This window comes from Mesorhizobium sp. M1227 (assembly GCF_040318315.1).
Taxonomy (GTDB): Bacteria; Pseudomonadota; Alphaproteobacteria; order Rhizobiales; family Rhizobiaceae; genus Mesorhizobium.
Genome location: NZ_JAMYLZ010000003.1, coordinates 133,618 through 159,712, shown reverse-complemented (window position 1 = coordinate 159,712; position 26,095 = coordinate 133,618). Strand labels below are relative to the sequence as shown.

The window sequence follows — 26,095 nt, the reverse complement described above, 5'->3', positions numbered from 1 at the left end:
ACGTAAAGAGAACAAGGCCGGGCGGCCGCAGCTTACCCGGCCTGCTGTGGATCGTTCTCCAGCTGGATCGGCTTGCCATGCGGAGTTGCGTGCGCGGCGCGTTCCCAGGCAGCGGCGAGCGCATCGACGTCGCGCTTTCCGGCAACGCCCTTGGCCAAAAGCAGCTTTTCCAGCGCTGCCAGCCAGTGCTCGTAGTAATCGTGACCGTCGCGCGCGGCGCCCGGCCGCTTCACCTCTGCCGACAAAGCATCCGCCCATTCGCTCCACGAAAACAGCCCGTTGTCGTGCAGTGCTACCGTCATGGCAAAGGCCTCTGCTTGCCACGGCTCGGCAAACACAGGCGCCTCGACACCGGCGGGCAGCATGGCGGCAACTGAGCCCGTCTCACGCCGGCTCAAGGTAGCTCTCCCAGGCGTCGATCGACACGACAAGTGTCGGATCGGCGCCCTCGCCCCAGATTTCGCCGCCGGTGAAGGCCACCGTATAGACCCATTGCGGGTTTTCGCCCTGGCCGTGCGCATTGGTGTCGGGAAAGACAAAGCCGTCGCGCACAGCCTCGACGACGCCTCGCTTGCCGCGTGCATAGCGCGGCAGTCTGGTGTGGCCGGTCGGATGAAAGTTCTTGGTTCGCACGGGGTCGCCCGCCTTGAACCGCGCAGGCGCGGCGACAGGCCGGTCGCAGTGCCCGCCCTTGGCCAGCACCGCCGGAACGTCCTTAGCCTTCAGCACCCGTTTGGGTGTCGCTGCCGGGTCGACTGCGTCGCCCGTAGTCAGGTCCCGGTCGCTGACGAAACCATGGCGTTTGAGCAGCACCTCCAGCGCCTTGATCCATATCTGGTAGTAGCTGGAGGCATAATAATCCGCTGGATGCAGCGATTCCCGCGCGTGCCGGCTCTCGTCGATGGTCCAGGCGCCCATGGCGCCGGCGCACAACGTCACGCCCAGCGCCCGCCTTTCCCAATCGGCATGGAAATAGGGTTCGTCAGGTTCGGGCGCGACCGGCCCGAAACCCATCTGGCCGCCGAGATCCTGCGGCCCGTTCATGCCGGTTCCCGCACCAACGCCGTGCCGATCATGGCATCGCGCGTCACCAGATCGGCGAGCCTTGCCTCATCCCAGCCCTCCGTACCCCGGGGGCGCATCGGCACCACCAGATAGCGCAGCTCGGCGGTCGAATCCCACACCCGGATTGTCGTCCTCGCCGGCAAGGTCAGACCGAATTCCTCGAGCACGCCGCGCGGATCGATCACTGCGCGCGAACGGTAGGGCGGCGCCTTGTACCAGACCGGCGGCAGGCCGAGCACCGACCACGGATAGCAGGAGCATAGCGTGCAGACGACGAGGTTGTGCGTGTCGGCCGTGTTGAACACCGCCTGCATGTGCTCGCCTTGCCGGCCGGTGTAGCCGAGCGATTCGATTGCCGCCGTCGCATCACGCTTCAGCCATGCGGCAAACCCGGGATCAACCCAGGCCTTCGCCACCACCTTTGCGCCGTTGCGCGGCCCGATCTTAGTCTCATAGGTGTCGACGATAACATCGATCGCCGCCGGATCGATCAGGCCTTTGCGGGTGAGAATCGTCTCCAGCGCGCGCACCCGCGCCGCAAAGGGATCAAGCTCGTTGTCGTGGTCGTGATTGTGCGGCATGGCGTCAAATTACGATCGCGGACCTCCGGCCGCAAGCACCACGGCTTGGGCCAGCGCTATTCGGCTGCCGCCTTTTGCGGCACCGGTTCTTCCTCCTCGTCGAACAGTGACGGCTGGTCGACCGCTTCGACCGGGCTCGGCTCGCCCCGGCGCCGCGCCCACAGCCTGACCAGCCAGCCGGAAAAATGCTCCATGTAGACGTAAATGACGGGTGTGACGAACAGCGTCAGTGCCTGCGAGGCGACAAGACCGCCGACCACCGCCACGCCGAGAGGCTGGCGCAATTCCGCGCTGGCGCCGGTGCCGAGCGCGATCGGGATGGTACCCATCAGCGCGGCAAGCGTGGTCATCATGATCGGCCGAAAGCGCATCAGGCAGGCCTTGTGGATGGATTCGACGGGCGACATCCCCTCGCGCCTGAGTTCCAGCGCCACGTCGATCATCATGATGCCGTTCTTCTTGACGATGCCGATCAGCATCAGGATGCCGATCACCGCGATCACCGACAGATCCATCCCCGCCAGCCGCAGTGCCACCAGCGCGCCGAGCACCGCCGATGGAAGCCCGGTCAGGATGGTGAGCGGGTGGATGAAGCTCTCATAGAGCATGCCGAGAACGATATAGATGGTCAGAATCGCGCCGCCGATCAGCAGCCCCTGGTTGGAAAGCGAATCCTGGAACGTCTTGGCCGTGCCCGAGAAGGCGGTCGAGATCGTCGGCGGCATGCCGATCTTGTCCTTCAGCGCGTTGATGTGGCTCACGCTGTCGCCGAGGGCCACGCCTTGCGGCAGATTGTAGGAGATGGTCACTGCCGGAAGTTGGCCGAGCTGGTTGACGGTCAAAGCACCGGCGGTCCGATCGACGCGGGCGAACGCACCGAGCGGCACTAGGCTGCCGCTCGCCGTTCTCACCTTGATGGCCAGCATCCGCTCGGGCGACCACTCGATCTTCGGATCGAGCTCCATGATCACGTCGTAGCTGTCGGCCGAACCGAAGATGGTCGACACCTGCTGGGTGCCGAAACCGCCGTAGAGACTGGAGCGCAGCGTGTCGGTATCGACGCCGAGGTTCGCCGCCTTGTCGCGGTCGATCACCAGCGTCGCCTGTAGCGCGTTGTTCTGCAGGTCATTGGTGACGTCGGTGAAGGCGGCATGATCGGCAGCCATCGCGTCCGTCAGCCTCTGCGCCCAGACGTTCGTCAGGCCGGTATCGAGGCCCTGAACGGCAAGCTGGTAGGCACTCGCCGAAGAACGCGCGCCGAGCCGCAGGTTCTGCACCGGCTGCATGTAGGTTTCGATGCCGGGCACATTGGCCAGCTGGCGCCGCAGGTCCGTAAGCACCTTGTCGATGTTCGGTCGGTGGTCCTTGTCTTTCAGCTGCACAAACAGCTGGCCCTGGTTGAGCGCATTGTTTCCACTGCCCGCCGACCAGCCGACATGCGCGACGTAGGGCGAATGGGTGAAGACATCCGCCACTTGCCCCTGCAGCTTCACCATCGCGTCAAACGAAATGTCCTGGCGCGCGATGGTCGTCACCGAGACCTGGCCGATATCCTCCTGCGGGAAGAAGCCCTTCGGCGAAATCTGGATCAGCCACACCGACAGCCCGGCGGTCACGAGGAAGACAAGGAAGACAAGGAAATTGTGGCGCAGGCAGAATGTCAGCAGCCTGTCATAGCCCCGCATGAAGACGTTTTGTCTATGGCCTTCACCGTGCGCTGCTTTCTGCTCGGCTTTCGATAATGACAACAGCCGCGAGCACAGCATCGGCGTCAGCGTCAGCGAGACGAACATCGACGCCAGGATGGCGACCGTCACCACCACCGCGAATTCGTTGAAGATGCGCCCGATCACGCCGCCCATCAAAAGCACCGGAATGAACACGGCGACCAGCGAGATCGAGATCGAGATGATGGTGAAGCCGATCTCGCGCGCGCCCTTGAGTGACGCCTCGAGGGCCGAGAGCCCGTCCTCCTCCATATGGCGGAAAATATTTTCCAGCATGACGATGGCATCGTCGACGACAAGGCCGACCGCCAATGTCAGCCCCATCAATGAGACGTTGTCGATGGAAAAGCCGAACAGGTACATCACGCCCAGCGTGGCGATGAGCGAAATCGGTACCGCCACCGCCGGGATGATCGTCGCCGTCACCCGGCGCAGGAACAGGAAGATCACCATCACCACCAGCGCGATGGTGAGCAGGAGCGTGAACTGCACGTCATCGACCGCCTCGCGGACCGATGTCGAGCGGTCGTTTAGCAACTGGATGCTCGCCGCTGCCGGCATCTGATCGTCGAAGGAAGGCAGCATCGCCTTGACGCGGTCGACGACGTCGACGGTATTGGCATCCGGCTGGCGCTGCACCGCCATAATGATGGCGCGGGTGCCGTCATACCAGCTTGCCGTCGTCGTGGTCTCGACCGAATCGATGACGCGGGTCACCTCGCCGAGCCGCACCGGATGGCCGTTCTTGGTGGCGATGATGATGTTCGAGAATCCCGCCGCATCGGTCAGCTGCGTGTTCGCGGTGATCGTCAGCTGCTGTTTGTTGTTCTTGAGCACGCCGAGCGGCGTGTTGCTGTTGGCCGAGGCAATGGCCGTCTGCAGCTGGTCGATCGAGATGCCGCGTGCGGCGAGCGCCGTGGGATCGATCTGGACGCGTACGGCATATTTCTGCTGGCCGTAGATCGAAACCTGCGCAACGCCGTCGATCGTCGACAGCGACGGCGAAATCACATTCTCGGCAAACGCGTCGAGATCGGTCAGCGGAATTGTGTCGCTGACCAGCGACATCAGCAGGATCGGCGCGTCGGCTGGATTGACCTTGCGGTAGCTCGGCGGGCTGGTCATCTCCGGCGGCAATTGTCGTTGCGTGCGTGCGATCGCTGCCTGGACGTCAGCGGCGGCTGCATCGATGTCGCGGTTGAGCACGAACTGAATGGCGATCGAGGTCGAGCCGAGCGAGTTGGTCGTCGAGATCGAATCGATGCCTGCGATAGTGGCAAACTGCTTGATCAGAGGCGTTGCCACCGAGGTCGCCATGGTTTCCGGCGAAGCCCCGGGCAGCGAGGCCGAGACGTTGACAACCGGAAATTCGGCGCTTGGCAGCGCCGCGACCGGCAGGAATTTGTAAGCAAATAGTCCGCCCAGAACCAAGGCGAACGACATGAGCAGCGTGGCGACGGGCCTGCGGATGCAGAATTCGGAAATCATGGCTGTGTTCCGCCCGTCCGGTCAGCCTCGGCAACCTTCGGAGCCGCCTGATCGCCGGTGCCGGTCGAAGCCTTGCCTTCGCGCACCGCCGCGCCGTTCTTCAGTTTGGTCTGACCCTCGACGACGACACGCTCGCCGCTTTTCAATCCTTGGCTGATTGCGGTGTTGGTGCCTTCTGTCAGCGCGACCTGCACGGGCCGCATTTCAACGGTGTTGTCCGGCTTGATTACATAGACGAACGGGCCCTTCTGGCTGGGCTGGACGGCGACCGTCGGAACGGACGTCATTTGTGGCATGATCCCGGCATCGAGCACGACGTTGACGTATTGGCCCGGCCATAGCGAAAGATCGGCGTTGGGCACACTGGCCCGCGTTGCGATCGTGCCGGACGCCGTGTCTACGCTGGAATCGACGAAATCCAGCGTTCCCTTGCCGACCGGCTTCGGGTCGCCGTCCTTGGTCAGCGTCACCGCACCTTGCCGCGGCGCTGCCAGCGCCTTGTGCAGCAAGGCAAGATCGCTTTCGGGGAGATTGAAGTTCACCTGCAGCGGGTCGACCTGCGTGATCGTCACCAGTGGAGTCGACGTGCTGCTGCCGTTGCTGGTGGTGACGAGATCGCCGACGGCGACGCTGACTGCGCCAAGCCTGCCGGAGATCGGCGCCCTGATCGTGGCGAAGCCAAGCTGGATTTGGTCTGCATCGATCGTTGCCTTGTCGGCGTCGACGGTGGCCGCGGCGGATTTCTGTGCCGCGACGGCCTGATCGTAGGTCTGCTGTGTTCCGGCCTGCCTGGCGACGAGATTTTTGGCGCGCTGAAGATCGGCCGTGGCGCTGGCAAGCAGCGCCTGGTCTTTTGCGAGCGTCGCCTGATCGCGTGCCAGTTGTGCCTTCAACGAGCGATCGTCCAGCGAGAACAGAAGGTCGCCGGCCTTCACCATCTGTCCGTCCTTGACCGCGATTGCGACGATCTGACTCGATATCCGCGCGTTGATGCTGACCACGGCAGGAGAGGACACAAAGCCGATGGCATAGCGCCGGACCGGGAAATCGGCCGTCGCAGCGGTGGCGGCAACCACCGAAGTCGTACGCGCGGCATTTGCCGCTGCAGCGGGCTTGTCCGCCGTCGCCGTCTGCTTCGCCGACAGCATCTGCTGAAGACCGCTCATTGCGCTGGGCGAAAGATAGAGCCACGCCGCGGCAACGCAGGCTGCAGCGATCACCGCTAATACGATCTTTCCGCGCATCGACAAAAGACCTCTCGATCCGACACGCCGCTATCCGGTGGCCGTAGTCTAGCTCAACTCGCAGCCTCTTGCCGCGCTTTTGCCAGATAATAGAGGATGCCGAAGGCGAAAAAGGGCCAAAACCCGTCATTACGAAGATTTAATGTGCAGTGCACAATAGAACGGCAGCTAACGCAGCATCGGCCACAGCGTCGCCGCAAGCATCACACCCATGACGATGTTGAACCATTTGAGCCGCACCGCATCCGCCAGAAAGCCGCGCAGCGCCATGCCGAAACCGGCCCAGGTCGAAATGCTCGGCAGCATGACGACGGCGAAAGCGGCTGCGATCAGCACCACCGATACAAACGGGCGTTCCGGATTGGTATAGACGGCCATGGCTGTAATCGCCATCACCCAGGCCTTGGGATTGACCCACTGGAATGCCGCAGCCTCGATGAAGCGCATCGGCTGGCCCTTCGTCTTGTCTTCGCCGCCGAGCGAGCGCGACATGGCGATCTTCCAGGCGAGATAAAGCAAGTAGAGGCCGCCGGCGATCTTCAACCCGGTATGCAGGACCGGAAAGGTCGTCAACACGGCGCCAAGCCCGAAGCCTACGGCAAGCAACAGCACGAGGAAGCCGAAGCCGATGCCGAGCATGTGTGGCACGGTTTTGACCAAGCCGAAATTCACGCCCGAGGCCAAAAGCATGAAATTGTTCGGACCCGGCGTGATCGAGGTCACGAAGGCATAAACCAGCAGAGCAAGGAATGCATCGAAGGTCATGGAGGATCGCAAAGATCAATAATATTGAAATACTGACTTAAATCGATGAGGTGCTGAGTGCAAATGCAATTCGTTGGTCCACGCGCGCCCAGCGTTCTTTCATATCTTAGGCCAATATCCGCTGAGAACATCTATCTGCGGTAGGGCTGCACCGACCATAGATCTGAATCCGGGGCAGTTTCGCGCTGACGGCGCACGCGTCGCAGCCCTTTGCGTCTCGGCGTATTCTCCGGAATCTTGACGCTGTGCGCCAGACCCAGGATCGCCAGAACCTGAATGAATAGCCAGCCGAGATCGATCTGTCCGTGTTCCAAACCAAGCCGTGCAGACTCGGGAAACGCGTGATGGTTGCCGTGGAAACTCTCGCCGAACGTTACCAGCCCGAAACGCGGCAAATTGTATCCTTGCACGGCAACGTCGTCGACGCGCCATCCTTGCTCCCCATCTCGGTGCGCAAAATGCCCAACCAACCAATGCCCGGTAAGCGACACTGAAACGCGCACCGCGATTCCCCATACCACCCAATCCCAGCCGCCAAACGCGAAAAAGAGGATCGCCCAGGGCAGTTGTTGCAGCATCCAGGTGCGTTCGACGAACTTGTAGAACGGGTCATTCCTAATCGAGGGTTCGATGATGAAGGTGGGTGGATTGCGCAAAGCGACCGCGCAATGCATCTGCCAGAAGGCATCGGTGAAAAATGGCCGACGATGGGCATGGAGATCGTGACATGCGGTCTGGCGCTGAGCCCAGTCACGAATATCGTGAGCATAGATCATCCCAAAAGGACCGGCCATGCCGACGAGCACGCCAAGGTAGACCAGCGCATGCTCGACCCAGATATGAACCTTGAACGACCGGTGGATGAGCAGACGGTGCATCCCCACCGAGTGTCCGGCGCAGATTGTCGCCGCCGTTGTCGCAACGAATAAGGCGAAGGCACTCCAGCTAAATGTCATCGGTCCCAACACAATGGCGGCGATCGTCATCGCCCCGACCCAGATCGACTTTGCCGGCACCCACACGACTTTGCCGTCTTCGGCGTCACTGTCCTGTTGGGAAATCATTCTGCCCGTGGATATGGTTTTCATCGGCACCCCTCCTCCTGCATGAACATTTCCGGACCACAGCCTTGCCTTCTGGCGCGTCGTCCGTTACTTAGGCAGTAAGCTAATCGTCTACTACTGCGAATTAGGTATTTAGGCAATAGTCTAAATGAAAATAAAGAAAAGCGGACCGAGGCGCAGCCAACGCCTCGGCATCACAAGGTGGCAGACAGTGATCGAAGATGCAGAGCACGCAGCGGATGCCGAAACGGCTGCTCACGCAAATGGCGCGATACAGCGCGTGTTTGAAGCGCTATCTTCAGCGCCCCGGCGCAAGATCCTCGCCTATCTTGCGCACTCTTCCCTAACGGCGGGCGAGATCGCGGCGCGCTTCGAGATGTCGAAGCCGTCGATCTCGCAGCATTTGAGCATTCTGGAGACGGCCGGGCTCATCGCCAAGGAGCGGCACGGACAGTTCATCCACTATTCTCTGGTCCAGAACAATCTTGTGAACACGCTGAATGGATTTGTTCAGGATGTCTGCCCGGTATCGCGCCCTATCAAGAGAGAAAGCAAAGAACTTGGTCGAGGCGAGGCAGCGCAAAGATCGCACTTGCGCAAATCTGAAAAGCCCTAGCGGCTTTGCATCGTTTTCATGAGCGCCTTGGCGTATCGGCAGGCGTCAAATTCCACAGCGATCCCGCAAGACTTTTTGTAAGCGGCCATCGCCTCGGCTTCGTCCGCAGAGACGCCTTCACCATGCTGAAGGGCGCCGCCATACATGGTGCAACCCCAGGCATCGCCCTCATTGCAGCTCAGCTTGAATGTGCGATAAGGGCAAGATTCGTTTGCACTACCGGCGGCAAGCAGTTTGTTTAGCCCAAGCCGACCCAAAAGAATTCCCGCGCCGCGATTTGTGCAGCCGCCGATACTGCCAGTTGCGCAGGCCTGGGCGAACATCTCCTCGGTCCATTGCTTGTCTTCTGGCGAGTGCTCCTGGATGACCCTGGCCGTCTCGAAACAGGCTTCGCCCCTGCGTCCGTCGAAACACCGCCTGGCACAGGCCAAGACGTCTTTCTCACAACCTTGGTAATCTATTCCCGGCGTGGAAAAGAGCGCGTCATCGACGCCCGACGCCCTGCGCCAAATATCGGCCGGGCATTGTTGGAAATAATAGCTCGGTGTGCCCCTGCGGTCGATTTCTTCAAACAATTTCGGCAGCACTGACTTGTCGAATACCGGCTCCTGGCTGGCCGCCGCCGTCGTGACCGCAAGAACGATTGCGCCGGCGCCTGCTCGAATTGCCGCCGCGAGCATCATGATCACATCCCTTGCGGGCCGCGGTTCATCGCCGCCACCCCGGTACGGCAGATCTCGACCAGCCCGAGCGGTTTCATGATGGCGATGAACTGATCGAGCTTGGAGCCCTTGCCGGTGATCTCGAAGATGAAATGCTCGGTGTTGGCATCGATGACGCTGGCGCGGAATGCATCGGCGAGCCGGAGCGCCTCGACGCGGGCTTCGCCGGTGCCGGCGACCTTGACCAGCGCGAGTTCCCGCTCCAATGGCCGCTCCTGTCCGAATTCCTGCGACCGCACGGTGAGATCGACGACGCGGTGCACCGGCACGATGCGCTCGAGCTGGTGCTTGATCTGCTCCAGCACGTGCGGCGTGCCGCGCGTCACGATGGTGATGCGCGACAGGTGCTTTTCGTGCTCGGTTTCCGAGACCGTCAGGCTCTCGATGTTGTAGCCACGTCCGGAAAACAGGCCGATGACCCGCGCAAGCACGCCCGGCTCGTTGTCGACGAGGACCGAAAGCGTGTGGTTCTCTGGTTTTTCCGTCTCCTTGGCGATGAAATAGGCGGAGCCGGTCGGTTGCAACTGTGCGTTCATGACATGAATCTCGATTTCAAACTTTTGCGCTAATCTGCTGTTTCCGCACAGCTTCCTCGAACCAGGCTACACCAGTTCCCTGCCCTTGGCGTCGATCGCGTTGGCGACAGCTTCGTCCGTCGCCTCGTCCGGCAACAGCATCTCGTTATGCGCCTTGCCGGACGGGATCATCGGGAAGCAGTTGGCGAGCGTCGCCACGCGGCAGTCGAACAGGACGGGCTTCTTGACCGCGATCATCTCCTTGATGGCATCATCGAGTTCGTCCGGCTTGTCGCAGCGAATGCCGTGGCCGCCATAGGCTTCGGCGAGCTTGACGAAATCCGGCATCGCCTCGGTGTAGGAGTGCGACAGCCGGTTGCCGTGTAGCAGCTGCTGCCACTGCCGCACCATGCCCATATACTGGTTGTTGAGGATGAATATCTTGATCGGCGCCTCGTGCTGCACCGCGGCGCTCATCTCCTGCATCGTCATCTGCACCGAGGCGTCGCCGGCGATATCGATGACCAGCGCATCCGGGTGCGCGATCTGCACGCCGAGCGCGGCCGGCAGGCCGTAGCCCATCGTGCCCAGTCCGCCAGAGGTCATCCAGCGGTTCGGCTTCTCGAAATGATAGTGCTGCGCCGCCCACATCTGATGCTGGCCGACCTCGGTGGTGATGTAGGTGTCGAGGTCCTTGGTCAGCGCATAGAGCCGCTGGACGGCGTATTGCGGCATGATCACCTCGTGATTCATCTTGTAGGCGAGCGAATCGCGCGCGCGCCATTTGGCAATCTGCTCCCACCACGGGTGAAGCGCTTTCTTGTCGGCCTTGGCGGTTGCCCGCCACAGCCGCACCAGATCCTCCAGCACACGCCCGACATCGCCGATGATCGGCACGTCGGTGTGGACGTTCTTGTTGATCGACGACGGGTCGATGTCGATGTGGATCTTCTTCGAATTCGGCGAAAACGCCGTCAGCCGCCCGGTGATGCGGTCGTCGAAGCGCGCGCCGATGCAGAGCATGACGTCGCAATCGTGCATCGCCATGTTCGCTTCATACGTGCCGTGCATGCCGAGCATGCCCATCCAGTTCTTGCCCGACGCCGGATAGGCGCCGAGGCCCATCAGCGTCGAGGTGATGGGAAAGCCGGTGAGGTCGACCAGCTCGCGCAGCAAATGGCTCGCCTCCGGGCCGGAATTGATGACGCCGCCGCCCGAATAGATGATCGGCTTTCGGGCAGCCCCCATCAGCTCGACCGCCGCCTTGATCTTTTCCAGATCGCCCTGGACCTTCGGTTGGTAGCTGGTGCGCGGCGCCGTCTGCGGCGGGACATAGATACCCCTGGCGAACTGCACGTCCTTCGGGATGTCGACGACGACCGGACCGGGGCGCCCTGTCGTTGCCACATGGAAGGCCTCGTGGATCGTTGCCGCGAGCTCGTTGACGTCCTTCACCAGCCAGTTGTGCTTGGTGCAGGGCCGCGTGATGCCGACCGTGTCGCACTCCTGGAACGCATCCGAGCCGATCAGCGAAGTCGGCACCTGGCCGGTCAGGCAGACCAGCGGGATCGAGTCCATCAGCGCGTCCTGCAATGGCGTCACCGCATTGGTGGCGCCCGGCCCTGAGGTCACCAGCATGACGCCGGCCTTGCCAGTCGAGCGCGCATAGCCTTCCGCCGCGTGGCCCGCGCCCTGCTCATGGCGGACGAGGATGTGCTCGACCTCGTCCTGCTGGAAGATTTCATCGTAGATTGGCAGAACCGCGCCGCCCGGATAGCCGAAAACATGCTTGACGCCATTGTCCTTCAGCGCCTGCACCACCATTTCGGCACCCGTCATTTCGCTCCTTGGCATTTCAGTTCTTGGCATTTCGCGCCGCTCATTCTGTCCACTGCTCATCGTTCTGGTCCCGTACTGTTCGCCATCTGGCGATTGCTCGTCGTTTAGTCGTGTTTCGGGCAATAAAAAAGGCCCCCGAGGGAGCCTGTGTCTTGCGCATGGGAGGTCACCGCCCGGCGGTTACACCGCCTTGCCCACGCGCTTTCCTACGAGAATGAGTGCCTTTTTCATGGTGGCGGACAATAGAATTGGTTTGACGCCGCTGTCAACGGCGAATGTGCACTTGGCCCGACGTCGGCACATCCGCCCATTATGCACCCGCGCCGCCTTTCCGCCGCGCGGGTCTTCCGTTTCAGGCGCAGAGCACCACACCCCTCGCCTTGGCCCAGCGCTCGATGATCTTGCGCTCCTCGAGCGAGGCGAGACGATTGCCGAAACCGCGCACCTGCACCGCACGGTTTTGCGGGTCGAGTTCGATCGTCAGCAACCGCTCGATCTTGCCCAGCGCCGAGCGCCGCAGCACCCAGATCGAGGCATTGCCGGCGATGCATTTGGCCGCGTATATCGAGACGCAATGATGCATCGCCCGGCTCTCGGCGACCAGATCCTCAGCTGTCTTCAACTGACGGACGAAGAAACGCTCGCCATGCGCCTTTGCCTCCTTGGTCGACGGCTGCCAGTCCCAGTCGTCCAGGCACGAGCCGTCCCAGGCGCGATCCTGCGACTGCGTCCCGGCAGTACGCGTGGTCCGCCCGGCAGCGCGGCGGCGCATTGCCTCGATGCGTTCGATCGCGGCAATGTCTCGATGCCATTCCAGCATCTGCCGACGCAGCGAGGCAAGCGTGCGACCCTTCAGGCTGTACGCCGCATCGCGCTGGTGCACGGCGCCGATATAGTCGCAAAGATCGTCGATCTCCTCCTTCGACGCGGGTTGCCCGCAGAAGAACCGTGTCACCTCGCGCCAGAAGGCCAGATCGTTACGTGGCGTGCGCGCGATTTTCGACTTGGCAAGTCGGGCCGCCAACCCGGAATCATCCGTGTAGGACCGGGCGATCACCACCCAAAATGCCTCGTCGAACGTGAAATCGCCGGGCAAGTTCAAGAAGCAGTGCACCTCCTTGCGAGACAGCCACGCACAGGCGCCCGCCTTGTAAAGCGAGTCACCACGCGCCACTGCGATATACCAAGCCTTGCGAAGCGCAATCTCGCCGACATTCAACCCCGAGCTGTCCAGCCAGATCCCCTCGAGCGCGGCTGTAACCGGGTAGCGCGCATAGAGATGGCGCGCCGCGGCCAGCCGCAGCCGCTCGGGGTCGCGCGTCTTCAGCTTTGGACGCCACAGCGCGCCGTCGCGAATCGCCATGCCGGCAAAGCCCCGACGTGCCTCGTCGAGCGCCCGCTCGAAATCCGGAGCGGGACGCGGGACGGGAAAAACCCGCCGCAGCGTTACGGCATATGCTTCAATGCGTTCGCGCTCGGCATCCTGCCTGCGCTGGATCATGGACTTTGCCATGGCCGTTCTTCCTGATTGGAACCCTGTCAGCCGCACGCAATTCCAGCGTCGGCACGGAATGTGTCGATCTGGATCGCCGGGTCATTGACAGGTCTCCTTTCAGGACGACGGATCAGAATGGGCGGCTTCTCTAAGCTCGCCGCCAATTTGACGCAAGAGCTATTCTTTCCACGCCCGCGATGGTCTGACGGGTGTTGCAAAGGTGCATCGTTGTCGCCATCAGCGTGTCCGGCCGACGCGTTTCCAGTAGATGAGGGTGCCTGTGAGCCCGCCATGCGGCTTCAGCGCATAATCCGGTATTTCGCCGGCCAGCGTGAAGCCGAGCTTTTCATAGAGCCCGGAAGCCCCCTCCTCTTTTGCCGTGTCGAGGACCAACAGCGTGCGGCCTTTCTCCACAGCAACGGCTTCCGCCGCCTCCATCAGGCGGGTTGCGATGCCCTTGCCGCGGTAATCGAGGCGGATCATCAGCTTGGCGATCTCGGCCCGGTGCGGCTGGTTGGGAGGGCAGTCGAGCAGCAAGGTGATGGTGCCGACCAGAGCCTCGCCGTTCCAGGCCCCAAGCACCGCCCTTTCGCCTCTGGCGGCCGCCTGAAGCGACTTGTTCCAGAAGGCCGCGGCCATCTCCGGCACCAACGGATGCATGAAGCTGACCGAGCCGCCGGCAGCGACTGTCCCGATCAGCAGTTCCGTCAGCATTTTTTGCGTTCCGTCAGCATTGCTGAGTGGCCTGATTTCGATCGAACTCATGTCGTTCCCCTGTCGCCGTCCGTCAGTCGAAACGACTGGTCCGCTTCCGCTTCCTGGCCCGCCGGATTTCCGCGATGCGATCGGCGTCTTCCTCTTGCAGATGTCGCCCGCGTTCCAGCAGTTCGAGCGTGTATTCCTCATAGGTCAGGCCCAGCCGCTCGGCCTTGTGCAGCCGCATCAGCATGATCTCGCGGCTCGGCACTTTCCATGCCTGGGCATGGGCGGTCTGCCAGGCAAGAAACACATAGGGGTCGCCCTTGCCCCAGGGCGGACCGTCATAGTCGTCGAGCGGCGGACCGCCATTGTCGCAGCGTTTTGGACGGCGCGCCTTCACCTCAGCTCCTGGCCAACGCAACCAGATAGTCGGCGGCGTCCGGCCCCGGAGCGTGAAAGACGCAATCGGATGGCGCGCCGAGCGCCAGGCAGTCGCCCGGTTCGAGCCGGTGAACGATGTCCCCCTCTGTGAATTCCAGCCGCCCGGAGATCAGCCATATCTGTTGCCTGATGAAGGCATAAGACGCCGCCGGGAAACTTACCTTGGCGCCGGCCGGCAACTGGATCCGGATCAGTTCGAGGGGCATGTCCGAAACCGGCGAAAGATGCCGCCGCACATAACCCGTAGCCGGATCGCGCCAGAGCGGCTGGTCACGTTCGCGAAGCAGGCCACCGCCCTGCAATTCCGCCCTTGCGATCAATGTGGACAGCGTCATGCCGAAGGCGGCCGCAATACGCACAAGGAGTGCCGCCGTCGGGCTGGTCATGCCGCGTTCTACCGTGCTCAGCATGGCTTTCGAAACATCGGACCGCTCCGCCAGTTCTGCCAAGGACCAGCCTCGAGCCACTCTTTCGGTATGTATTCTTCTGCCGATGGTCGAGGAGATGTCGTTCGCTATATCATCCATTAATCCAATATATCGAAATTCTTCTACAGAGCAACGGCCGTTTCATCCAGTTTTCGCAAACTCCTTAATGTCCGCTAAACCATCCGGCCTCATCCCACCTTAACCCCGTTCGCCTAGGCTCATCGCTTTGGGAAAAGGGGACCGGCGTATCCATGCTCGTTGAACGCGAAGCCTCCATTGGGGAACCGACTTTGCTGGAGCGCCGCAGGGCGGAGCAGAACGACAAGCGCATTCTGGGCAATGTCGTGCAATGCGACGGCGCGCGCGCCACCATCAGCGCCTATGCCGACGATATCGAAGGCACGGTCACCGGCCTGTGGAGCGTCGGCAAGATGATCTCGATCAATCTCGGTACATCACGAACCGTCGGCCTGGTCTATGAAATCGGCAAGTCGGATCGTGCCTGGAGCAGCGAGGGCCAGAATCCGATCGAGGTCAGCATCGAATTGATCGGCGAGGTGCGCGACGGTGCCGAACCCGGCGCGAAGCCGATCTTCGACCGTGGCATCACAACCTACCCGCATATCGGCGCCATTGCCCATCGTATCCGCAGCCGCGACCTGCAGGCCGTCTACGATCTCGCCGGTCGTCATTCGATCACCATCGGCACGCTGTCGCAGGACGAGGCCATCGACGCCAATATCGCCATCGACGATACGCTGGCGCGCCATTTCGCCATTGTCGGCACCACCGGGGTCGGCAAATCGACCGCCGTGTCGCTGCTCTTGCGCAAATCGATCGCCGCCCGGCCCGACCTGCGCGTGCTCATCCTCGATCCACACAACGAGTTCGCCGCGTCGTTGCCCGAATATTGCGTCAGGGTCGATTCGACGACGCTCGACCTGCCCTTCTGGATGTTCAAGCTAGAGGAATTTGCCGAGGTGCTGTTTCGCGGCCGCGAGACGGTTCCGGAAGAGGTCGACGCCTTGCGCGATCTCATTCCCGCGGCCAAGAACCTCTACCGCAATCCGAACTCCGGCAACTATCTGCGGCGCAGCACCGATGTGCTGACCGCCGACGCGCCGGTGCCCTATCGCATTGCCGACCTTATCAAGCTGGTCGACGAACGCATGGGATTGCTGGAAAGCAAGAACGATCGCCCGACCCTCAGGTCACTGAAGACACGTATCGAATCGGCGGCATCCGATCCGCGCTACCGTTTCATGTTCAACTCGCGCCTGATCGAGGACACCATCCACGAGACGATCGGCAACATCTTCCGCGTGCCGCATCACGGCCGCCCGGTGACCTGCTTCGAAATGGCCGGCATGCCGTCCGAGGTGGTCAATTCCGTTTGCTCGGTCCTGGCGCGGCTGGCCTTCGACCTGGCGTTGTGGAGCGAAGGCCGCCTGCGGCTGCTCTTCCTGTGCGAGGAAGCGCATCGCTATATGCCGGCCGATCCGCGCCTCGGTTTCGCGCCGACGCGGCACGCGCTGTCGCGCATCGCCAAGGAAGGCCGCAAATATGGCTGTTATCTCGGCGTCGTCACCCAGCGCCCGGGCGAACTCGACCCGACCATCCTGTCGCAGTGCTCGACGTTCTTTGCCATGCGGCTCGCCAACGAGCAGGACCAGGCGATCATCCGCTCGGCGATCGCCGATTCCTCGGCTTCGACGCTGGCGTTCCTGTCTTCCATGGGCCAGCGCGAGGCTATCGCCTTCGGGGAAGGCGTGGCGACGACGATGCGGATGAAGTTTGAAAAGCTCTCCGAGGATTTGATCCCTGGCACCGCCAAGCGCGAGAATGCCTTGCCGTCCGAAACCGGCGACGAGGTCGACCTCGTGGCGATCGTCGAACGGCTGCGCAACGTGCCGAAATCACAACAGGCAATGCCTTTCGCGGAAGTCGTCGATCCGGGCCGGCAGGCCGGCGATTCGGACTATCGCAAGCCGTCGGCCGCACGCACCCAGCGAAACGACGATTTCGACTTGCGCTACGGCCTCAAGCCGGCGACCTTCGGCCTGCGTCCCCCAGAATGATTGAGCCGAGCGACTTTTAGGCAGCGCTCGCAGATATCAAAGCTGAGTTTCGATGGCTGTCTTGTCTATAACTGACCACACCTGGCGAATTTTCCCTCTCTGAAGCTCATAAAATACGTTCTCGGCAAACGAAATTCTCTTCCCGCTTACATCGAGCCCAAGGAACGTTCCCCTTGGCGCGCAGTCGAAGCTTAGCCGGCTCGCTACATAAGGCGGATCGGCAACCAATAGCTGAATGTTGAAATAAAGGTCCGGAATTTCGTCGAAGTCTCTGACCAACATTTCGAGATAGCCGGACAATCCGAGCTTGCGACCGTTGTGGGTCACTTCATCATGAACAAACCTCCCCAGATTTGGCCAATCCTGCTTGTTCAGGCATGCAATATAGCCTCGGTAAAGACCGGAGAGATCGGATTTAGTCACGGCAACACCTCTATTTCCGGCAAGCCCCGCAAAGGCAGCATCTCAGCTTGACGGGGTGATGTCGGTCTGCGTGCACCGGAAACGAAGAAAACGATACCAGACGGCCGGAATCACGAATTCAATGACGGAATTCAGGCACAGACGCGGTTGCGCCCTTGCCTCTTCGCCTCATAGAGCTGGCGATCGGCGCGGCGATAGAACTCCTCGGCGGTTTCCTTGCGATCCCAGACGGCAAGCCCGACGCTGGTGGTGATTTTCAGTCGGACATTGCCCGTCAGCACCGACATGTTGGCGATCGCCTTGCGGATGCGCTCGGCGAATTTGGATAGCAGCTCGGCGTCCATATTGGGCGTGACCACCGCGAACTCCTCGCCGCCCAGGCGCGCCACCACGTCGTGATAGCGTGTCATGTCCTTGAGACAGTTGGCGACCGCCCGCAACACCTCGTCGCCGACATCGTGGCCGTGGCTGTCGTTGACCTGCTTGAAATGGTCGAGGTCGAGGATCATCAGCCCTACTGGTTTCTCGATGCGGCGGAACTCTTCGAGATATTCCTTCAGCGCATCGTCGAAATAACGCCGGTTCTGCATGCCGGTGAGGCTGTCGGTGAGCGCCGCATGCTCCAGCGTCTCCGAACGCGCGCTGAGCGAAACGGTCATGGCGCGCAGCTTGCCTTCTTCCGTCGCCTGCTTTCGGATCAGAGGGTAGATGAAGAAAATGCCGAAGAACAGCGCAGTCGCCAACAGCACGCCCGTCGCAAACAGCAGCTTGTTGAGATAGACGATTTCATCGAGTTTTGAAGGCGTATTGCTAATGTCGGCGGCCAGGGTTTGCAGGAGCCCATAGGCGTAAAGCGTCACCAGGCCGGCGGCCAGGATCACAAAAATAAAGACGAAAAAGGCTGATTCCGCCTTGTGGAAACGCATCTGCTCCCCGTTGGAAAGTTCGTAGCGATCTTATGGCATGCGGGAACTTACGGACAGTTAACCTGGACAACTTCAACGCGAAATGTCCCCTCGGTGTCGACTTTTCAGGTTGCGCTCGAAGGAGGGAGTGAGAGCATCGAGTCGATCCCCCCATCAGGACGCAATCTCTGCCATTCCGGGCCCAATTGGTGCCTGAACCAGGTCGCCTGCCGTTTGGCATATTGCCGCGTCGCGATTTTCGCGCGCTCGATGGCCTCGGGAAAACTGAAGGCGCCGGCCAGCGCGGCCTGAAGCTCGCGAACACCGATTGCTTTCATCGCCGGCAGGTCGGGATCGAGGCCGAGCGCTGAAAGCTGTTTCACCTCGTCCAGTGCCCCCTCATCCAGCATGCGGTCGAAGCGGGCATCGATCCGCTCCACCAGAGCCGCTCGCTCCGGCTCGATGACGAAAAAGCGCGCGCTGCTCCCGTCGATCAACGGCCGGCCACGCGCGGCCTGCCAGTCCAGGATGGAACGGCCCGACGCGTCGAGCACCTCCAGCGCCCGCACGATGCGCTGGCCATCCGTCGGCTTCAGCATCATGCCGGCCGCAGAATCCTCGCGCAACAGGATGCGGTGCAATCTCACTGCGCCCTGTTCCTGGAGCTCGTAGCGCCAGCGATCGCGGATCGACTTCGGAATGTCGGGCATCTCCGAGATACCTTCCGTGAGCGCCCGGAAATAAAGCCCGGTTCCGCCGACGAAAATCACTGGCCGCTCCGAAAGCGTGCCGTCGTCGATCAGCTTTATGACATCACGCAACCAGGCGCCGGTTGAATAGGCGGTGGACGGATCGACGTGTCCATAAAGAAAGTGGGGAACGCGGGCGAGTTCGGCAGGACCAGGCCGCGCCGTCAGCACGTCGAGCACCGAATAGCCTTGCATGGAATCGGTGTTGACGATGACACCGCCATTGCGCTCGGCGAGGTCGAGTGCGAGCGCCGACTTGCCGCTGGCGGTCGGCCCGGCTATCAGGATCGCGTTCTTCACGCGGCCTTCGCCCGCCTGTCCGCTGGAATTTTCGATGCTGCTGATCGCCACGCTTCTATCCCATCCCGCCGGCCGCGCATTGACGTCGACGCTAGCGAATATGGCCTCGCGGTCGGTCGGCGCAAGCGCTGTTCGCTGGCTGGCCGAAGGCATCGCCTGCGAGCTCGACTTGCCGGAGACCGCCGACGCTTCCGAAATAACGGCGCGCCTGCGTGCCGCGCTGGCTTCCGAACCGATCGACGTGGCCGTCCAGCCGGCCGAGAACAGGCGCAAGAAGATCCTGATCGCCGACATGGATTCGACGATGATCGACCAGGAATGCATCGACGAGCTTGCCGACGAGATCGGCGTCAAGGATCGCGTCGCCGCCATCACGGCGCGATCGATGAACGGCGAGATCGCATTCGAGCCGGCCTTGCGCGAGCGCGTGGCGCTGCTCAAGGGTCTCGATGCCGCAATCATCGACCGCATCATCGACAATCGCCTGACGCTAGCCTCCGGCGGCCGCACGCTCGTCCAGACAATGGCGGCCAATGGCGCCTGGACGGCGCTGATCTCCGGTGGTTTCGACATCTTCACCACCCGCATCGCAGCATTGCTCGGCTTTCACGAAAATCGCGCCAACCGCCTGATCGAGCAGGATCGCCGCTTCACCGGCCTGGTCGCCGAACCGATCCTCGGCCGCGCCGCCAAGGCCGAAGCCCTTATCGAGATTTCCGCCGGCCTCGGCCTGACGCCTGCCGATGCCATTGCCGTCGGCGACGGCGCCAACGATCTCGACATGATCCGTCTTGCCGGCATCGGCGTCGCCTTGCATGCCAAGCCGGCCGTCGCAGCCGAGGCAAAGATCCGCATCGACCACGGCGACCTCACCGCCTTGCTTTATCTGCAGGGTTATCGCCGGGAGGAATTTGTCGAATGATGCCGATCCGCACCGAGCGCCTGATCCTGCGCAACTGGGAAGATCGTGACCGCGAGCTCTTCCATCGCATCAATTCCGACGAGTTGGTCATGGAATTCTTTCCGTTTCGCCGCGACCGTGCCCAGTCGGACACCAAGATGGAGGAGTTGCGCGCGGCTATCGATCGCGACGGCTTCGGCTTCGCGGCCGCTGAGATCGCAGCCACAGGCGAATGCATCGGCTTCGTCGGCATAACCCGAACTGATCATTTGCCATTCCTGCCGCCCGGCACGATCGAGATCGGCTGGCGGCTGGCACCCGAATTCTGGGGCCGCTTCTATGTCACCGAAGCAGCCGAAGCCTGGCTCACCTATGGCTTTGAAAGACTTGGCCTCGACGAAATCGTGTCCTTCGCAGTCAAGGATAACAGCCGGTCCACTGCCGTTATGGAGCGCCTGGGCATGATCGCCGACCCCGCCTCCGATTTCGACCATCCCGGTGTTCCGGACAGCCACACCGCACTCAGGCGACATGTCTTCTACAGGCTGTCACGCACAGACTGGCAGGCAAGAAAAAGAGCGGCCCGCTAGCCGCCCTTTTTCGTTTCAAGATCAGAGCATTGCAGGCTCTTCCGGACTCAATCCATCCGGATTGTCACAAACCTCAGCTCGCCGGTCTTCGACGCCAGCATCAACAGCGCGTTCTTGCGCCCCTGCTCCTTCAGCGCGCCGATCCGGTCCATGACGTCCTTGGGCGTTGCGACCGATTCCTGCGCGATCTCGGTGATCACCTCGCCCGGCTGGATGCCGCGTTCGGCAGCCGCCGAATCCTTGGAGACGTCGGTCACGACGACGCCGGAGACGTCGGCGGCGATGCCGAATTTCGTGCGCGTCTCCTCATTGAGCTCGCCGATCGTCATGCCGAGCACGGCAGCCGTCGAAACCGCAGGCGCCTTGTCGGCATCGTCCTGGTCGGCGTTGCCGTTTTCACCGCCGCTGGCAAGCTTTTCGCCGTCCTCGAGCCGGCCGAGCGTCACCTTGACGGTCTGCTCGACCCCTTTGCGCACGATGATCACGTCGACCGCCTTGCCGACCGGGCTCTCCGCCACGACGCGCGGCAGGTCGCGCATTTCATGGATGTCCTTGCCGTCGAATTTGATGATGACGTCGCCGGCCTGGATGGTGCCGTTGTCGACCGGCCCGCCCTTGATAACGCCGGCGACCAGCGCGCCCTTGGCGGTCGCCATGCCCAGGCTTTCGGCAATGTCGTCGGTCACCGGCTGGATGCGCACGCCGAGCCAGCCGCGCCGCGTCTCGCCGAACTGGCGAAGCTGGTCGACGACGCCCGAGGCAAGCTGCGACGGGATCGAGAAGCCGATGCCGATCGAGCCGCCCGATGGCGAGATGATTGCCGTGTTGATGCCGATGACCTCGCCGCTGCTGTTGAACAGCGGTCCGCCGGAATTGCCGCGGTTGATCGCGGCATCGGTCTGGATGAAGTCGTCATACGGGCCGGAATTGATGTCGCGATTGCGTGCCGAGACGATGCCGACCGTCACCGTGCCGCCGAGACCGAACGGATTGCCGATCGCCATCACCCAGTCGCCGACACGCATCGTGTTGGAATCGCCGAACTTCACCGCCGTCAGCTTGTGCCCTTTCGGATCGACCTTCAGCACCGCGACATCGGTCTTGGTGTCGGTGCCGACCAGCGTCGCCTTGAGCGTCACCCCATCGGAGAAATTCACCTCGATGTCGTCGGCATCGGCAATGACGTGGTTGTTGGTCACCACGATGCCCTGCTCGGCGTCGACCACGAAGCCGGAGCCCAGCGACTGCACCTTTTGCCCGCCGCCGCCCTTGTCGCCGCCACGGTTCTTGAAGAAATCGTCGAAGAAGTCCTGGAAGGGCGAGCCCTCCGGCAGCTGCGGCATCGGCACTGCGCCCGGCCCTTCAGTGCCTTTAACAGTCTGCGACGTCGAGATGTTGACCACGGCGCCAAGCAGGCCGGCGGCGAGATCGGCAACCGAGGGCGGCCCGTCGGCTGCCATCGTCGGCGCCACGAACGACGGAACGGCAATGGCGCCGACCAGAAGCGCAGCGGCCCCGGCGATGAACGTCCGCCTCGCTGCACGCAGAAGGGTGGTGGATGTCATCGAAAGGCCTCCGGGTGTTCTGAAAAAAGCGCTTCGGCAAAAAACGCCGCGTCGCGTCATGTTGGCAAGAAATAAGGCACGTTTGCGGCTATGGCTACCGCCAGAGAATAAATCCTCTGTTACGCCGGCTATCCCTGCACCGGCCCTACTGGCCGGTGCTTGGCTGAGCCGCCGGTGGCGCGGGAGCGGCAGGTGCTGGCGGTGCTGCCGCCGGTGCCGCAGGCGTTTCCTTGCTGTCCGGGTCGCGGAAGAAGCGGAAGAACTCGGAATTCGGCGACAGCACCATCGTCGTTCCTGCGCTGTTCAGCGCCGTGCCATAGGCATTCATCGACCGGTAGAAATCGAAGAAGGCCGGATCGCGCTGATAGGCCCCGGCAAACGTCGCGCTGCGCTGGGCTTCACCTTCACCGCGCAGGATTTCAGACTCTTTCTGCGCTTCGGCGACGATTTCGACCACTTCGCGGTCGGCGCGAGCCCTGATCCGCTGCGCTGCCTCGTTGCCGCGCGCCCTCAGCCGCTCGGCTTCGGCGAGACGTTCGGCCTTCATGCGGTCGAAGGTCTGCTGCGAGACTTCGGCCGTGAGATCGGTGCGGCGGATGCGGACATCCTCGATCTGCAGGCCAAGCGAGGTGGCATCAGGCCTCAGCTGATCGCGCACCTCGCGCATCATCACGGCGCGCTCTTCCGAGAGTGCCGCCTCGAAGTCGCGCAGGCCGTAGACGCGGCGCAAGGCAGCGTCGAGACGCGTCCTCAGCCGGGCCTCGGCCAGTTCGATCTGGCCGGAAACCGCGGCGCGGAACACACGCGGGTCCGAGATACGATAGGCGATAAAGGCATCGACCTCATAGAATTTGCCGCCCGAAACCTGGACACGGATGTTGTCGAGGTCGAAGCGCAGGACCCTGTTTTCGATCAGCTGGACGGTGTCGGCATCGAAGAAGGAGAATGGCGCCTTGAAATAGATGCCCGGCTGGTTCTTGACGTCGACGATTTCGCCGAACCTGAGCACCAGCGCCTGCTGGCGCGCATTGACGACGAAGACCGACGAATAGAGCAGGAACAGGATGACCGCGGCGATGACCGCAATGACGGGAAGACGGTTGGCCATCACTGGTTTCCTCCGGTGGCCGGTGCCGGCGCCTTCTGCTGCAATGCCGGCAGCGGCAGGTAGGGAACCACCCCTTGCCCGTTGCCCTGCTCGACGATGACCTTGCTCGAATCCTTCAGCACCCTCTCCATCGTCTCCAGGTAGAGCCGCTTGCGCGTCACTTCCGGCGCCTTTGCATATTCGTCATAGACCGAGATGAAGCGCTGCGCCTCGCCTTCGGCCTCCTGCACGACCCGGTTCTTGTAGGCGGCCGCGTCTTCGCGGATCTGTGCGGCCGCACCGCGCGCCTGGCCGAGCTTCTGATTGGAATACTGATTGGCCTGCTCGACGAACTTGTCCTCGTCCTGTTCGGCCCGCTGCACCTCGTCGAACGCGTCTGCCACCTCGCGCGGCGGCGCGGCGTCCTCGATGGAAATTGCGTTGACGTTGAGGCCGGCCTTGTAGCCGTCCAGCGTCGTCTGGATGATCTCACGCACCGACGCCGCAATGCCTTGCCGGTCGTCGCGGAAAATGTCCTGCGCCGGGCGCCGGCCGACCGCTTCGCGCATCGCGCTTTCGGCGACCTGCTGCAGCATGCCGCCCGGGTCGGACACGTCGAACAGATAGGCCTTCGGGTCGGAAACCTGATAGGCCACCGAGAATTGCACGTTGACGATGTTCTGGTCGCCGGAAAGCATCAGGCCATCGCCGCTGGTGCTGCCGCCGCCGATGCTGACAAGCTGCTCGGCGATGTTAGCGGTCTCGACCGTTTCGATGGGCCACCAATGGAAATGCAGGCCAGGCTGCGACAGCTCCGCCTTCGGCTTGCCGAACCTGAGTTCCACCGCAACTTCGTCGGGCTGCACGGTATAGACCGCCTTGAACGCCCATAGCACCACCAGCGCCGCGGCAATCAGCCCGAACACAGCAGGGCTCGCGCCACCGCCTCCCGGCAGCGCGCGCCGCAACCTGTCCTGCCCGCGCCGGATAATATCCTCGAGATCGGGAGGCGAGCCCTGCGGGCCGCTGGGTCCTTTTGGTCCCTGACCCCAAGGCCCCTGATTGTTGCCGCCGCCCCACGGGCCGCCGCCGCCGCTCTTGTCGTTCCAGGGCATGAATGTCCTTTCGCTTGGAATTCCCTCAAGCGCCGGCTCACCGGCGCAAAATCCAATATTATTCTTCTATAGGGATGCGACGGCACGCTTTCAACGCGATCGGCTGCCGCCACTGTCCGCCTTTGCGTCCATCTAGACCTGTCGCGACCCCTTTGTCGCCTTCAATGCACGTCGCGGCGCCGCTCGTAAACCGAATAGCGTGTCGCATGGCTGTCCTTTTCGCCAGCCTCCACCTCCTGCGAGCGGACGATCCGCCACAGCGCCGGATCGATCGGCGGGAAATGGGCATCGCCGTCGACCGCGGCCAGAACATGGGTCACGTGCAGCCGATCGGCCAACGGCAGCGCCTGAGCGTAGATTTCGCCGCCGCCGATGACGCAGATCTCGTCGGCGCCGGCCATGCAGCGCCCGCGCACCGTCGCCAGCGCGATTGCGTCCTCGATCGAGTGCGCGACTTCGACGCCCTCGGCGCGCCACGCCTTGTCTCGTGTCACCACGATGTTGAGCCTGCCCGGCAATGGGCGGCCGATGCCTTCATAGGTCTTGCGGCCCATGATGATGGGCTTGCCCATCGTATCGGCTTTGAACCGCTTGAGATCGGTGGACAGCCGCCACGGCAACCCACCCTCGCGCCCGATCACGCCGTTCTCGGCGATGGCGACATAAAGCGCGAGGTCCATCAGCCGCCGTTTCCGCCATCCGACGGCTCCAGCAGCAATATGTCGATGTCATGCTCGGGGTAGAAGTTCTGCGCCTTCATCTCGAACGTCGTCGGTCCGATCTTCCTGACGTTTTCGCCGCAAAACGAGACCAGGTTCTTCGCATCGCCCTTGTCGACGGTCAGCTTGAAACTGCCGATGTTTCCCGACGCCCAGTTGCCGCCCGTGGTCAGGATATAGGCGATGCGGTTCTCGAAATATTTGGGATAGCCGTCGGGATCGTCCTTGGCTGCCTTGCGCACGGCATTCTCGAAGGCATCGTCCATGCAGTAGCGTGTCTTGTAGGCGGCATACTGACCCTGGAACTGGCCGTCATAGAAGAAGCTGACCGAGGAGGTGCCGCCGACGCTCGGCTTGTAGCGATGCGAGACATGGACCGCCTTGTTGGCCGGAAACGTCGAGCGCCACCAATAGGTCGAGCGCAATTGCCAGAACGGCGTATAGACGGTCTTCATGCCCGAACCGTCGTCAGCAGTGTCCTCGATGATGATGCCGCGGTTGACCCAGTCGTCGGCGACCGCTTGCGGCAGCTTTGCCAGCGCTGCCTTGGCCGCATCGCCGAACGGATAGAACGGCACGCCCTGCGCCTTCAGGTCAGCGCCGATGTCGATGCCGAGCGCGAACACCTTCTGCTCGAGCTGCGGCTTTGCCGGCTCCCCGTCGATCGTCACTTCGAAGCCGAGGAAATTGTCGCTCTGCGCCTCCGGAATCGCTGGTATTTCTTCGGGGTCGCCTTCGATGTCGGGCATCGGAAAGGCGACGATCGCATCGACATCCTTGTCGGTATTGTTGCGGAAGACGTAATCGACCATCACTTTTTCCGGCGAGATGTAGAGATCCTCGCTTTCCATCGCCACCGCATCGCTGCGCGAAAGAATCAGCCCACCGGTGCCGAGTTCGGCGACCGAATCATTGGCGAGCGCAGGCGTAGCCGAGAGCGCCAAGGCTGCGGTCAGGACGTAACGGAACATGGA

At 62.3% G+C, this 26,095-nt stretch carries 26 protein-coding genes; 4 read left to right on the top strand and 22 right to left on the bottom strand.

Annotated elements, in window-relative coordinates; all coding sequences use genetic code 11:
* Positions 1 to 32 precede the first annotated feature (32 nt).
* The 7 genes from NKH28_RS06270 to NKH28_RS06240 all read right to left on the bottom strand — a co-directional run bounded on the left by NKH28_RS06270 (position 33) and on the right by NKH28_RS06240 (position 7,958).
* Positions 33 to 365, bottom strand: a complete 333-nt coding sequence (locus tag NKH28_RS06270) for a nitrile hydratase accessory protein (RefSeq protein WP_352769194.1) — start codon at positions 363 to 365, stop codon at positions 33 to 35.
* A 19-nt stretch (positions 366 to 384) separates the two neighbouring features.
* Entirely contained in the window at positions 385 to 1,044 is a 660-nt protein-coding gene (gene nthB, locus NKH28_RS06265; RefSeq protein ID WP_352767821.1) for a nitrile hydratase subunit beta, read from the bottom strand.
* The gene (gene nthA / locus NKH28_RS06260) at positions 1,041 to 1,646 is read right to left on the bottom strand and encodes a nitrile hydratase subunit alpha (RefSeq protein WP_352501008.1); all 606 of its coding nucleotides are present in this window, start codon (positions 1,644 to 1,646) and stop codon (positions 1,041 to 1,043) included. The genes nthB and nthA overlap by 4 nt, the downstream gene beginning before the upstream one ends.
* 56 nt (positions 1,647 to 1,702) lie before the next feature.
* Entirely contained in the window at positions 1,703 to 4,861 is a 3,159-nt protein-coding gene (locus tag NKH28_RS06255; protein WP_352820452.1) for an efflux RND transporter permease subunit, read from the bottom strand.
* The gene (locus tag NKH28_RS06250) at positions 4,858 to 6,105 is read right to left on the bottom strand and encodes an efflux RND transporter periplasmic adaptor subunit (protein WP_352978215.1); all 1,248 of its coding nucleotides are present in this window, start codon (positions 6,103 to 6,105) and stop codon (positions 4,858 to 4,860) included. The genes NKH28_RS06255 and NKH28_RS06250 overlap by 4 nt, the downstream gene beginning before the upstream one ends.
* Positions 6,106 to 6,273: 168 nt before the next feature.
* Complete coding sequence (locus tag NKH28_RS06245; RefSeq protein ID WP_352978213.1) at positions 6,274 to 6,870, bottom strand: LysE family translocator; 597 nt, start codon at positions 6,868 to 6,870, stop codon at positions 6,274 to 6,276.
* 131 nt (positions 6,871 to 7,001) lie between these two features.
* Positions 7,002 to 7,958, bottom strand: coding sequence for an acyl-CoA desaturase (locus NKH28_RS06240; RefSeq protein WP_352767816.1), 957 nt, complete (start codon positions 7,956 to 7,958; stop codon positions 7,002 to 7,004).
* A gap of 124 nt (positions 7,959 to 8,082) precedes the next feature.
* On the opposite strand from NKH28_RS06240, the gene NKH28_RS06235 reads away from it, so the two are divergent.
* Positions 8,083 to 8,550 carry a metalloregulator ArsR/SmtB family transcription factor gene (locus tag NKH28_RS06235; protein ID WP_502906607.1) on the top strand — a complete coding sequence of 156 codons (468 nt, stop codon included), beginning with the start codon at positions 8,083 to 8,085 and terminating at the stop codon, positions 8,548 to 8,550.
* Here NKH28_RS06235 and NKH28_RS06230 read toward each other — a convergent pair.
* From NKH28_RS06230 to NKH28_RS06200, 7 genes are all read right to left on the bottom strand, one after another.
* Positions 8,547 to 9,233 carry an SEL1-like repeat protein gene (locus tag NKH28_RS06230; RefSeq protein WP_352978211.1) on the bottom strand — a complete coding sequence of 229 codons (687 nt, stop codon included), beginning with the start codon at positions 9,231 to 9,233 and terminating at the stop codon, positions 8,547 to 8,549. The genes NKH28_RS06235 and NKH28_RS06230 overlap by 4 nt on opposite strands.
* Positions 9,234 to 9,235: 2 nt before the next feature.
* Entirely contained in the window at positions 9,236 to 9,808 is a 573-nt protein-coding gene (ilvN, locus tag NKH28_RS06225) for an acetolactate synthase small subunit (RefSeq protein ID WP_023676680.1), read from the bottom strand.
* Positions 9,809 to 9,874: 66 nt separating this feature from the next.
* Entirely contained in the window at positions 9,875 to 11,626 is a 1,752-nt protein-coding gene (locus NKH28_RS06220) for an acetolactate synthase 3 large subunit (protein ID WP_352471629.1), read from the bottom strand.
* Positions 11,627 to 11,978: 352 nt separating this feature from the next.
* Positions 11,979 to 13,139, bottom strand: coding sequence for a PcfJ domain-containing protein (locus NKH28_RS06215; RefSeq protein ID WP_352768931.1), 1,161 nt, complete (start codon positions 13,137 to 13,139; stop codon positions 11,979 to 11,981).
* Positions 13,140 to 13,358: 219 nt separating this feature from the next.
* Positions 13,359 to 13,886 carry a GNAT family N-acetyltransferase gene (locus NKH28_RS06210; protein ID WP_352471627.1) on the bottom strand — a complete coding sequence of 176 codons (528 nt, stop codon included), beginning with the start codon at positions 13,884 to 13,886 and terminating at the stop codon, positions 13,359 to 13,361.
* 22 nt (positions 13,887 to 13,908) lie between these two features.
* Complete coding sequence (locus NKH28_RS06205; RefSeq protein ID WP_352471626.1) at positions 13,909 to 14,220, bottom strand: hypothetical protein; 312 nt, start codon at positions 14,218 to 14,220, stop codon at positions 13,909 to 13,911.
* Position 14,221: 1 nt separating this feature from the next.
* Positions 14,222 to 14,788 (bottom strand): helix-turn-helix domain-containing protein, encoded by a 567-nt coding sequence (locus NKH28_RS06200; protein WP_352768935.1) that lies wholly within the window; start codon positions 14,786 to 14,788, stop codon positions 14,222 to 14,224.
* 152 nt (positions 14,789 to 14,940) lie between these two features.
* Between NKH28_RS06200 and NKH28_RS06195 the strand changes: the two genes are divergently transcribed.
* On the top strand, positions 14,941 to 16,767 hold the full coding sequence (locus tag NKH28_RS06195; protein WP_352768937.1) for an ATP-binding protein: 1,827 nt from the start codon (positions 14,941 to 14,943) through the stop codon (positions 16,765 to 16,767).
* Between the two features lie 36 nt (positions 16,768 to 16,803).
* Here the strand turns inward: NKH28_RS06195 and NKH28_RS06190 are convergent, their stop codons facing one another.
* From NKH28_RS06190 to miaA, 3 genes are all read right to left on the bottom strand, one after another.
* Entirely contained in the window at positions 16,804 to 17,190 is a 387-nt protein-coding gene (locus NKH28_RS06190) for an ester cyclase (protein WP_352539569.1), read from the bottom strand.
* A gap of 131 nt (positions 17,191 to 17,321) precedes the next feature.
* Complete coding sequence (locus NKH28_RS06185) at positions 17,322 to 18,116, bottom strand: GGDEF domain-containing protein (RefSeq protein WP_352501016.1); 795 nt, start codon at positions 18,114 to 18,116, stop codon at positions 17,322 to 17,324.
* Between the two features lie 104 nt (positions 18,117 to 18,220).
* Entirely contained in the window at positions 18,221 to 19,189 is a 969-nt protein-coding gene (miaA, locus tag NKH28_RS06180; RefSeq protein WP_352614339.1) for a tRNA (adenosine(37)-N6)-dimethylallyltransferase MiaA, read from the bottom strand.
* On the opposite strand from miaA, the gene serB reads away from it, so the two are divergent.
* Positions 19,179 to 20,066: a phosphoserine phosphatase SerB gene (gene serB / locus NKH28_RS06175; protein ID WP_352501017.1), complete on the top strand. Its 888-nt coding sequence runs from the start codon at positions 19,179 to 19,181 to the stop codon at positions 20,064 to 20,066. The genes miaA and serB overlap by 11 nt on opposite strands.
* Positions 20,063 to 20,635 (top strand): GNAT family N-acetyltransferase, encoded by a 573-nt coding sequence (locus tag NKH28_RS06170; RefSeq protein ID WP_352978208.1) that lies wholly within the window; start codon positions 20,063 to 20,065, stop codon positions 20,633 to 20,635. Before serB ends, NKH28_RS06170 begins: the two co-directional genes overlap by 4 nt.
* Before the next feature lie 47 nt (positions 20,636 to 20,682).
* On the opposite strand, the gene NKH28_RS06165 is transcribed toward NKH28_RS06170, so the two are convergent.
* The 5 genes from NKH28_RS06165 to NKH28_RS06145 all read right to left on the bottom strand — a co-directional run bounded on the left by NKH28_RS06165 (position 20,683) and on the right by NKH28_RS06145 (position 26,092).
* Complete coding sequence (locus NKH28_RS06165; protein ID WP_352539566.1) at positions 20,683 to 22,200, bottom strand: DegQ family serine endoprotease; 1,518 nt, start codon at positions 22,198 to 22,200, stop codon at positions 20,683 to 20,685.
* A 145-nt stretch (positions 22,201 to 22,345) separates the two neighbouring features.
* Positions 22,346 to 23,308: a protease modulator HflC gene (gene hflC / locus NKH28_RS06160; RefSeq protein ID WP_352539565.1), complete on the bottom strand. Its 963-nt coding sequence runs from the start codon at positions 23,306 to 23,308 to the stop codon at positions 22,346 to 22,348.
* On the bottom strand, positions 23,308 to 24,402 hold the full coding sequence (gene hflK / locus NKH28_RS06155) for an FtsH protease activity modulator HflK (protein WP_352471619.1): 1,095 nt from the start codon (positions 24,400 to 24,402) through the stop codon (positions 23,308 to 23,310). The genes hflC and hflK overlap by 1 nt, the downstream gene beginning before the upstream one ends.
* A gap of 161 nt (positions 24,403 to 24,563) precedes the next feature.
* On the bottom strand, positions 24,564 to 25,082 hold the full coding sequence (locus NKH28_RS06150) for a dihydrofolate reductase (protein WP_352471618.1): 519 nt from the start codon (positions 25,080 to 25,082) through the stop codon (positions 24,564 to 24,566).
* Entirely contained in the window at positions 25,082 to 26,092 is a 1,011-nt protein-coding gene (locus NKH28_RS06145; protein ID WP_352471617.1) for a DUF4424 domain-containing protein, read from the bottom strand. Before NKH28_RS06145 ends, NKH28_RS06150 begins: the two co-directional genes overlap by 1 nt.
* Positions 26,093 to 26,095: the final 3 nt, after the last annotated feature.